Source organism: Cellulomonas sp. (assembly GCF_036279715.1).
GTDB lineage: Bacteria > Actinomycetota > Actinomycetes > Actinomycetales > Cellulomonadaceae > Cellulomonas_A.
In genome coordinates, this window is sequence record NZ_DASUIR010000106.1 from 50,405 (window position 1) to 58,905 (window position 8,501).

The following is an 8,501-nucleotide window of genomic DNA, read 5'->3' on the forward strand; positions in this document are numbered from 1 at the left end:
CGACTCCGCGTTGCTGCGGTGTCGAAGGCCCCCGCGGGGCGCTCGGTCGACTGAGCGGGAGGCCTCGTGCTCTCGCGGGATCTCACGGCCCGTCCGCGCCGGGTGTGCGCGGAGGTTTCCACGCGCGTCACGAGCGCGGGGGTGGGGCGTAACAACCGCTTCCTACCGTCGAGGAGACGGCCCGACCGGGGCCGACCCTCCAGGAGGCAGTGATGGCGACTCCCACCACCGTGACCACCGTCGGCACGGGCGCCGGACCCACGACGATCACCGACCCCGTCGTCCCGCTCGGCCGGACGCACTCGGCGCGCGGGCGCTGGATCGACCGCTGGGACCCCGAGGACCCGACGTTCTGGGCGGACGGCGGCCGCCGCATCGCGCAGCGCAACCTCGTGGCCTCGGTGTTCGCCGAGTTCCTCGGCTTCGCGGTGTGGGCGGTCTGGAGCATCGTCGTACCGCAGCTGCCCGCCGCGGGCTTCGCCTTCAGCGTCGACCAGCTGTTCTGGCTCATCGCGGTACCGAGCCTCGTCGGCGCGACGCTGCGGATCCCCTACACGTTCGCGGTCCCGCGGTTCGGCGGCCGCAACTGGACGATCGTGTCCGCGCTCCTGCTGCTCCTGCCGACGTCGGCGATCGCGTGGGCCGTGCAACGACCCGGCACCCCGTTCGGGGTGATGCTCGCGATCGCGGCGCTCGCAGGCGTCGGCGGCGGCAACTTCGCCTCCTCGATGGCGAACATCTCGTTCTTCTACCCGGCCCGCGAGAAGGGCACGGCGCTGGGCCTCAACGCAGCGGGCGGCAACCTCGGGACCGCCGCGGTGCAGTTCGCCGTGCCGCTCGTGATCGTCGCGGGCGCGGGTCTCTCGCTCGAGCGGGCCGGGCTGATGTTCATCCCGTTCGTGCTGCTCGCGGCGTTCATCGCGTGGCGGTTCATGGACAACCTGACGTCCGCGAAGGCCGACTACCGGGCGTTCGCCGCGGCGACCCGCACGCGGCACACGTGGATCATCTCGTTCCTGTACATCGGCACGTTCGGCTCGTTCATCGGCTACTCGGGGGCCTTCCCGACGCTCCTCAAGGGTCAGTTCCCCGAGGTCACGGCATCGATCGCGTTCCTCGGTGCGCTCGTCGGCTCGCTTGCCCGTCCCCTCGGCGGCAAGCTGGCGGACCGGCTCGGCGGCACGCGCGTCACGATCGCGTCGTTCCTCGCGATGGCGCTCGGGGCGCTCGGGGCCATCGCCGCGCTGCGGTCGCACACGTTCGGTCTGTTCCTCACCTCGTTCCTCGTCCTGTTCATCGCGAGCGGCGTGGGCAACGGCTCGACCTACCGCATGATCCCGGCGGTCTTCCGTGCGGGGGTCGTCGGAGCGGCCGCGCTCGACCGGGCCGGCAAGGCGGCCGCGGGGTGCATCGGCATCGCCGGGGCGATCGGTGCGCTGGGCGGCTTCCTCATCCCGCGCGGGTTCGCGGTGTCGACGTCGCGGACCGGTGGCCTCGAGGCGGCGCTCTGGGTGTTCATCGGTCTCTACGTGGTCATGTCGGTCGTCGCGTGGGCCGTCTACCACCGGCGTGGCGCGGCGATGGCGGCGGCGGCGGTCTGATGACGGGCGCCGCCGACACGCACTGCCCGTACTGCGCGCTGCAGTGCGCGATGCAGCTCACGCCGGTGGACGCAGCCGGATCGCCCCCGGGCGCGAACCCGGTGACGGTGTCGGGCCGCGAGTTCCCCACGAACCGCGGCGGCCTGTGCCAGAAGGGCTGGACGAGCGCGAGCCTCCTGCGCACCCCGGACCGGCTGACGACGCCGCTGCTGCGGACCGACGGCCGGCTGCGTCCCGCGACCTGGGACGAGGCGCTCGGGTTCGTGGCCCGCAGGCTTCATGAGCTGCGGGCCGAGAGCGGGCCCGCGACGGTGGCGGTGTTCGGTGGCGGCGCCCTGACGAACGAGAAGGCGTACACGCTCGGCAAGTTCGCCCGTGCCGTGCTCGCCACGCCGAACATCGACTACAACGGTCGGTTCTGCATGGCGAGCGCGGCGGCCGGCGCCAACCGGACGCTCGGCATCGACCGCGGGCTGCCGTTCCCGCTCGAGGACCTCGGCGGTGCGCAGGCCGTGCTGCTGCTGGGCTCGAACCTCGCCGAGACGATGCCCCCGTCGGTGCAGCACCTCGCGGGCGCGCGGGCCGCGGGTGGGCTCGTCGTCGTCGACCCTCGGCGGTCCGCGACGGCCGACCTGACGTCGGACGGGCGGGGCACCCACGTGCAGCCGGTACCGGGGACGGACCTCGTCGTCCTGCTCGCGCTCACGCACGTCGTGCTCGCGGAGGGGCTGCACGACGCGACGTACGTCGAGCGGCGCACGACAGGGCTGGACGACGTGCGTCGCGCGGTCGCGTCCTGGTGGCCCGAACGCGCCGAGCAGGTCAGCGGGGTGCCTGCCGACACGCTGCGCGCGGTCGCCCGGCTGCTCTCGTCCGCGTCGCCGTCGCGCGGCGGGGCGGGCGCCTACGTCCTGACCGGCCGGGGCGTCGAGCAGAGCACGCAGGGCACCGCGACCGTGACCGCGGCGATCGACCTCGCCCTGCTGCTCGGCCTGCCGGGGCGCACGGGCAGCGGGTACGGCGCGATCACCGGTCAGGGCAACGGCCAGGGCGGTCGCGAGCACGGCCAGAAGGCCGACCAGCTGCCCGGCTACCGCTCGATCGAGGACGCCGACGCTCGCGCGCACGTCGCGGGCGTGTGGGGCGTCGACCCCGCGGACCTGCCGCGCTCCGGCCTGCCCGCCGTCGAGCTGCTGGCCCGGCTCGGCACCCCCGACGGTCCGCGCGCGCTGCTCGTGCACGGCTCGAACATCGTCGTCAGTGCGCCCGACGCCGACCGGGTGCGCGAGCGGATCGCGGCCCTCGACCTCCTCGTCGTGTGCGACCTCGTGCCGTCCGAGACGGCGCTGCTCGCCGACGTGGTCCTCCCGGTGACCCAGTGGGCCGAGGAGGAGGGCACGATGACCTCGCTCGAGGGTCGCGTCCTGCGCCGCCGACGCGCGCTCCACGCCCCGGCAGGTGTCCGCAGCGAGCTCGAGATCCTCGCCGACCTGGCCCGTCGCCTCGGCTCGCCCGTGCACTTCCCGACCGACCCCGCCGAGGTGTTCGACGAGCTCGCCCGGGCCAGCGCGGGCGGCCGTGCGGACTACTCCGGCCTCAGCCACGCGCGCCTCGACGCCGAGCCGGACCTGTTCTGGCCGTGCCCCGCGACACCCGAGGGCGAGCCCCCGCACCCCGGCACGCCCCGGCTGTTCACCCGTGACTTCCCGACCGCCGACGGCCGCGCGCGCCTCGTGGCGGTCGACCACGCCGGCACTTCCGACGACGTGCACGCCGGCGCGCCCGTCTACCTCGTGACCGGGCGGGTGCTCGCGCAGTACCAGTCGGGGGCGCAGACCCGCCGGGTCCCCGAGCTCGTGCGCGCGGCCCCGGAGCCCCTGGCGGAGATCCACCCGCTGCTCGCCGAGCGGTACGGCATCGAGGACGGTGCGTGGGTCCGCCTCGACTCGGGCCGCGGACGGGCGGTCGCTCGGGTGCGGGTGACCGACGCCGTGCGCGTCGACACGGTCTTCATGGCGTTCCACTGGGCGGGGGAGGGCAGCGTGAACCACCTGACGTCGGACGCGACCGACCCGGTGTCGGGGATGCCCGGCCTCAAGGTGTGCGCGGTCTCGATCGAGCCGTGCGACAGCCCGTACGACGACGGGTCGGACGACGGTCCGCACGAGCGTGCGCTCCCCACGGGTGCGGGGGCGGCGGCGTGACCGGCGCGACGCGGGTCGTCGTCATCGGGCACGGCATGGTCGGCGCACGGTTCGCCGACGACCTGCACGCACGGGACCGCGACGGCCGGTTCGACGTGACGGTGCTGGGCGCCGAGGAGTACGAGCCGTACAACCGGGTGCTGCTCTCGGAGGTCGTCGCCGGGAAGATCGACGTCGCGTCGCTGTCCCTGCCGCGCACGGTCCGAGCGCGCACCCGCGTCCTGCCGGGCCTCGCGTGCGTCGCGCTCGACCGGTCGGGACGCGTCGCGGTGGACTCGGACGGCGGGCTGCACCCCTACGACGTGGCCGTCCTCGCGACGGGCGCGCGCGCACGGATCCCGGACCTGCACGGCTTCGGCCCGGACGGCGAGCTGCCGGCCGGGGTGCACGCGCTGCGCACGCTCGACGACGCCCGCGAGATCGTCGCGGCGACCGTCAACGCGCGCGTGGCCGTCGTCGTCGGCGCGGGAGTCCTGGGGCTCGAGGTCGCCTGCGGGCTTGCGCGCCGAGGCCTCGCGGTGACGGTCGTGCACGGTGGCGCGCACCTGATGGACCGGCAGCTCGACGCCGGGGCCGCGGCGACCGTCGCGAGCGGGCTCGCGTCGCTCGGTATCGGGCTCCGGGTCGCCGCTCGGACGCAGGAGGCGCTCGTGCACGACGCGCGGGTCGCGGGCATCCGGCTCGAGGGCGGCGAGGTGCTCGCGTGCGAGCTGCTCGTGCTGGCCGCGGGGACGGTCGCCGAGACGCGGATCGCGCAGCTCGCGGGCCTCGACGTGGGCCGCGGCGTCGTCGTCGGACCCGACCTCGCGACCCCGGCCGACCCCCGCGTGTTCGCGATCGGGGACTGCGCGCAGCCGCCCGAGGGGGGCACCGGGCTCATCGCGCAGGGCTGGGACCAGGCGCGCCGGCTCGCGGTGTCGCTGACTGCCGGACCCGACGGCCTCGACGAACCCCGCGGGCACGGCGGCGCGGGCGCTGCGGACGCCGTGCCGCTCCGTGCAGGCGGCACCGACGTCGTGCGGCTCAAGGCGGCGGGCCTCGATGTCGTGTCGATGGGGGTCAGCGGCTCGCGCCGTGCCGAGCTCCCCGGTTCTCGCTCGGTCCTGCTGTCCGACCCTGCCGGCGGGCGGCACGTCGAGGTCGTCGTGGCCGACGGGCGGGTCGTCGGCGCGACCTGCGTCGGCGCGGGCCCGGTCGCCGCGGACCTCACCGCGGCCTACACGCACGGGACGCCGGCCCCGTCGGACCCCGCTCAGCTCCTCGTGCGCCCGGTCGCCGGCGCCCCTGTGCCGGCCGCCTCGCCGACCCTGATGCCTGACCGGACGACGGTGTGCCGCTGCAACGGCGTGACGAAGGGCGAGGTCGTGGCGTGCTGGCGTGAGGGCCACGACACCGTCGAGGAGGTCGCCCGCGCGACCCGGGCCACGACCGGCTGCGGCGGCTGCACCGACGTGGTGTGCGGTCTGCTCGACTGGCTCGCGACGACGGACCCGGAGCGGTCGTCCCGGGTCAGCGGTGGACTGAGCGGGGGACGCGCGGCGCGGTGAGCACGCCCGCCACGTCGCACCGATGACCCCCGGAGCCGGTCCCGGGCCGTTAGCGTGGGTGGCTACCGCACCGGGGAGGTTCGATGAGTCGCACGGTCACGGAGCACCGCGAGGCTGTGCTCGACCAGATCACGCCGACGCCTGCTGTCACGTTCGCGCTCGAGGACGCCGCGGGCCTGGTCCTCGCGGGCGACGTCACGGCTCTCGAGGCGCTGCCGCGCTTCGACGGCTCGGCGATGGACGGCTACGCCGTGCAGTCCGCGGACGTCGCGAGTGCGTCGGCGGCCGCGCCGGTGCGGCTGCGCGTCGTCGCCGACCTCGCCGCCGGGACCGACGCGGCGCCCGTCATCGGTGCGGGCACCGCGGCGCGGATCATGACGGGCGCTCCCGTGCCGCCGGGTGCGGACACCGTCGTGCCCATCGAGGACACCGACGGCGGCACCGACGAGGTCGAGGTGCGCGCCCCTGCGCCGCCCGGTCGCCACGTGCGCCGTGTCGCGGAGGACGTCGCAGCAGGCGACGTCGTGCTCCGTGCGGGCCAGGAGCTCACCCCGTACCGGATCGCGGCCGTCGCCGCGGTCGGGCGCCCCGAGGTCGTCGTGCACCGGCGGCCGGTCGTCGTCGTCATCTCGACCGGCTCGGAGCTCGTGACGCCCGGTGTCGCGACCCGGCGGGGGCAGATCCCCGACTCGAACTCCTACCTCCTCGCCGCTGCGGCCCGCGCCGCGGGCGCCCAGGTGCACCGCCTCGGTGCCGTCCGCGACGACGCGCACGCGCTCGCGGAGGCGCTCGAGTCCGCCGGGGCCGCGGACCTCATCGTCACGTCGGGCGGTGTCAGCGTCGGCGCGTACGACGTCGTCAAGGAGGTGCTCGCACCGATGCACGGAATGTTCTTCGTGTCGGTCGCGATGCAGCCCGGCAAGCCCCAGGGCTACGGGCGCCTCGCCGACGGCACCCCCGTGATCGCCCTGCCGGGCAACCCGGTCAGCGCGTTCGTCTCGTTCGAGGCGTTCGTGCGTCCCGCGATCCTCGCGCTGCGCGGCCTGTCCGGCACGGACCTGCTCCGGCCGACCCTGCGCGCGCGCGTCGAGGAGGGCTGGTCCTCGCCCACGGGTCGCGAGCAGCACATGCCGGTGACCCTCGTGACCGACCCCGACGGGACGGTCGTCGCACGGCCGGCCGCCGCGCGCGGATCGGGCTCCCACCTCGTGGCCAGCCTCGCCGCGGCGGACGGCCTCGCGGTCGTGCCCGCCGACGTGACCCGGGTGAGTCCCGGCGAGATGGTGACGGTCGTCCGGATCACCGCGTGACGCAGCCGTCGTACGACGCCCTGGTGCTCGCCGGGGGTCGCGCGCGACGGCTCGGCGGAGTCTCGAAGCCCGACGTGGTGGTCGGCGGTCGTCGGTTGCTCGAGCACGTCCTGGGCGCTGTGGACGGCCCCGACATCCGGCGCGTCGTCGTCGTCGGGCCCCCCGCGCTCGCTGTCCCGACCGGCGTGACGCGGACCCTCGAGGACCCCCCCGACGGCGGCCCGGTGGCGGGGATCGCCGCGGGTCTCGCAGCGCTGCGGGACGGCGCGGAGCCCGCGTGGGTGCTCGTGCTCGCGTGCGACGTCCCGCGGGTGGCCGGTGCCGTGCCGCTGCTCGTCGAAGCCGCGGGCCCCGGCGCTACCGACGGGCCCACCCGGGCGTGCGACGGGGTCGTGCTGGTCGACGATGAGGGGCGCGACCAGCCGCTGGTCGGCCTCTACCGGCGCGCAGCGCTCGAGGCCGCGGTGGCACGGCTCGGAGCGGGCGGGGCAGCAGGCGGGGGACGTAGCGGCGTGCGCGGGGCGTCCGTGCGCGCCCTCGTCGACGCTCTCGACCTCGTCCGCCTGGTCGACGTCGAGCACCACGGCGTCGACGTCGACACCTGGGGCGACCTGCGGGCGCTCGACTCTACGGGTCCTGCCTCTACCAGCGCGACGCGTGGCACGATGACGGGACAGACCGACGCACGACCGGATGTGGTGCCCCAGGCACCGCCCGACGCGGGAGGCGCAGCGTGACCGACCACGAGTTCGACACCGATTCCGGACCGGTCCATCCCGACACCCCTGCGTCCGCCCTCGACACCTGGCTCCAGGCCCTCGCGGTCGAGCTCGGGGTCGGGTCGGACGTCCTGGACGTCCCGGCGGTGCTCGACGCAGCGGCCTCGGCGGCGGGCTGTGTCGGCCGGCCGGCCGGGCCTTTGACGACCTTCCTCGTCGGGTACGCCGCGGCCCAGGGGCCCGCCGCATCACGTCCGGCGGCGCTGCGCGACGCGCTGGACCGCACGACCGCGCTCGCCGCGCAGTGGCAGGACCGCCTGGCTCGACTCGACGGGCAGGCGTGACATGTCGCTCGTGCGCTACTTCGCAGGAGCCGCCGAGGCGGCCGGGACCGAGGCCGAGCAGCTCGTGGCCCGCACGGTCGGCGAGCTCCGGACCCTCATGATCGCCGCGCACGGCGACGAGCTCGAGCAGGTGCTCGACCGGTGCTCGATCCTCGTGGACGGGGTGCGGTCGGACGACTGTGCCGCCATCGCGCCGAGCGACGTCGTGGACGTGCTGCCACCGTTCGCTGGCGGCTGACCCCCGACGGGCTGAACCGCCCCCGACCGGCAAGGTCATGTCTCCCATATGCGTGTCCAGGTGATGCAGGCGGCGAGGATGATCGCGGCGCGGTAGGTGATGGCGAGCTTGTCGTAGCGGGTGGCCAGGCCGCGCCATTGCTTGGTCAGGGCGAAGTGGCGTTCGACGACGTTGCGGCCGCGGTAGGCGGCGGTGTCGAGCCCGGGTGGTCGCCCGCCGCGGGACCCGCGTCTCTTGCGGGCGGCGATCTGGTCGGACTTCTCGGGGATCACGACCGTGATCCCGCGGGCGTGCGGGGCGCGACGGTAGACGCCGGCGGAGTACGCCTTGTCCGCCAGGACCATGTCAGGGCGCGTGCGCGGGCGACCTGCGGACAGGCGCGGGACGCGGATGTCGACCAGGACCGCGTCGAGCAGGGCGCCGTCGTTGCGGTGCCCGCCGGTGACCACCGCTGCCAGCGGGCGCCCGTGCCCGTCGACCGCGGCGCGGATCTTGGTGGTCAGCCCGCCCCGTGAGCGTCCGATGCCGTGACCTGCAG

Annotated in this window: 8 protein-coding genes; 7 read left to right on the forward strand and 1 reads right to left on the reverse strand. The window is 75.4% G+C overall.

All coding sequences use genetic code 11. The features are described 5' to 3' along the window. Window positions 1–212 precede the first annotated feature (212 nt). The 7 genes from VFW79_RS10620 to VFW79_RS10650 all read left to right on the forward strand — a co-directional run bounded on the left by VFW79_RS10620 (window position 213) and on the right by VFW79_RS10650 (window position 7,963). Complete coding sequence (locus VFW79_RS10620; RefSeq protein ID WP_329677275.1) at window positions 213–1,601, forward strand: nitrate/nitrite transporter; 1,389 nt, start codon at window positions 213–215, stop codon at window positions 1,599–1,601. Continuing rightward, window positions 1,601–3,805 (forward strand): molybdopterin oxidoreductase family protein, encoded by a 2,205-nt coding sequence (locus VFW79_RS10625; protein WP_329677276.1) that lies wholly within the window; start codon window positions 1,601–1,603, stop codon window positions 3,803–3,805. Before VFW79_RS10620 ends, VFW79_RS10625 begins: the two co-directional genes overlap by 1 nt. Continuing rightward, on the forward strand, window positions 3,802–5,352 hold the full coding sequence (locus VFW79_RS10630; RefSeq protein ID WP_329677277.1) for an FAD-dependent oxidoreductase: 1,551 nt from the start codon (window positions 3,802–3,804) through the stop codon (window positions 5,350–5,352). Before VFW79_RS10625 ends, VFW79_RS10630 begins: the two co-directional genes overlap by 4 nt. Before the next feature lie 83 nt (window positions 5,353–5,435). After that, the gene (gene glp, locus VFW79_RS10635) at window positions 5,436–6,662 is read left to right on the forward strand and encodes a gephyrin-like molybdotransferase Glp (RefSeq protein WP_329677278.1); all 1,227 of its coding nucleotides are present in this window, start codon (window positions 5,436–5,438) and stop codon (window positions 6,660–6,662) included. Next, window positions 6,659–7,399: a molybdenum cofactor guanylyltransferase gene (gene mobA, locus VFW79_RS10640; RefSeq protein WP_329677279.1), complete on the forward strand. Its 741-nt coding sequence runs from the start codon at window positions 6,659–6,661 to the stop codon at window positions 7,397–7,399. The genes glp and mobA overlap by 4 nt, the downstream gene beginning before the upstream one ends. After that, the gene (locus VFW79_RS10645; RefSeq protein WP_329677280.1) at window positions 7,396–7,725 is read left to right on the forward strand and encodes a DUF6457 domain-containing protein; all 330 of its coding nucleotides are present in this window, start codon (window positions 7,396–7,398) and stop codon (window positions 7,723–7,725) included. The genes mobA and VFW79_RS10645 overlap by 4 nt, the downstream gene beginning before the upstream one ends. 1 nt (window position 7,726) lies before the next feature. Continuing rightward, entirely contained in the window at window positions 7,727–7,963 is a 237-nt protein-coding gene (locus tag VFW79_RS10650) for a MoaD/ThiS family protein (protein WP_329677281.1), read from the forward strand. A gap of 35 nt (window positions 7,964–7,998) precedes the next feature. On the opposite strand, the gene VFW79_RS10655 is transcribed toward VFW79_RS10650, so the two are convergent. Further along, the coding region (locus VFW79_RS10655) for an IS5 family transposase (RefSeq protein ID WP_329677282.1) at window positions 7,999–8,501 on the reverse strand (503 nt) is incomplete at its 5' end.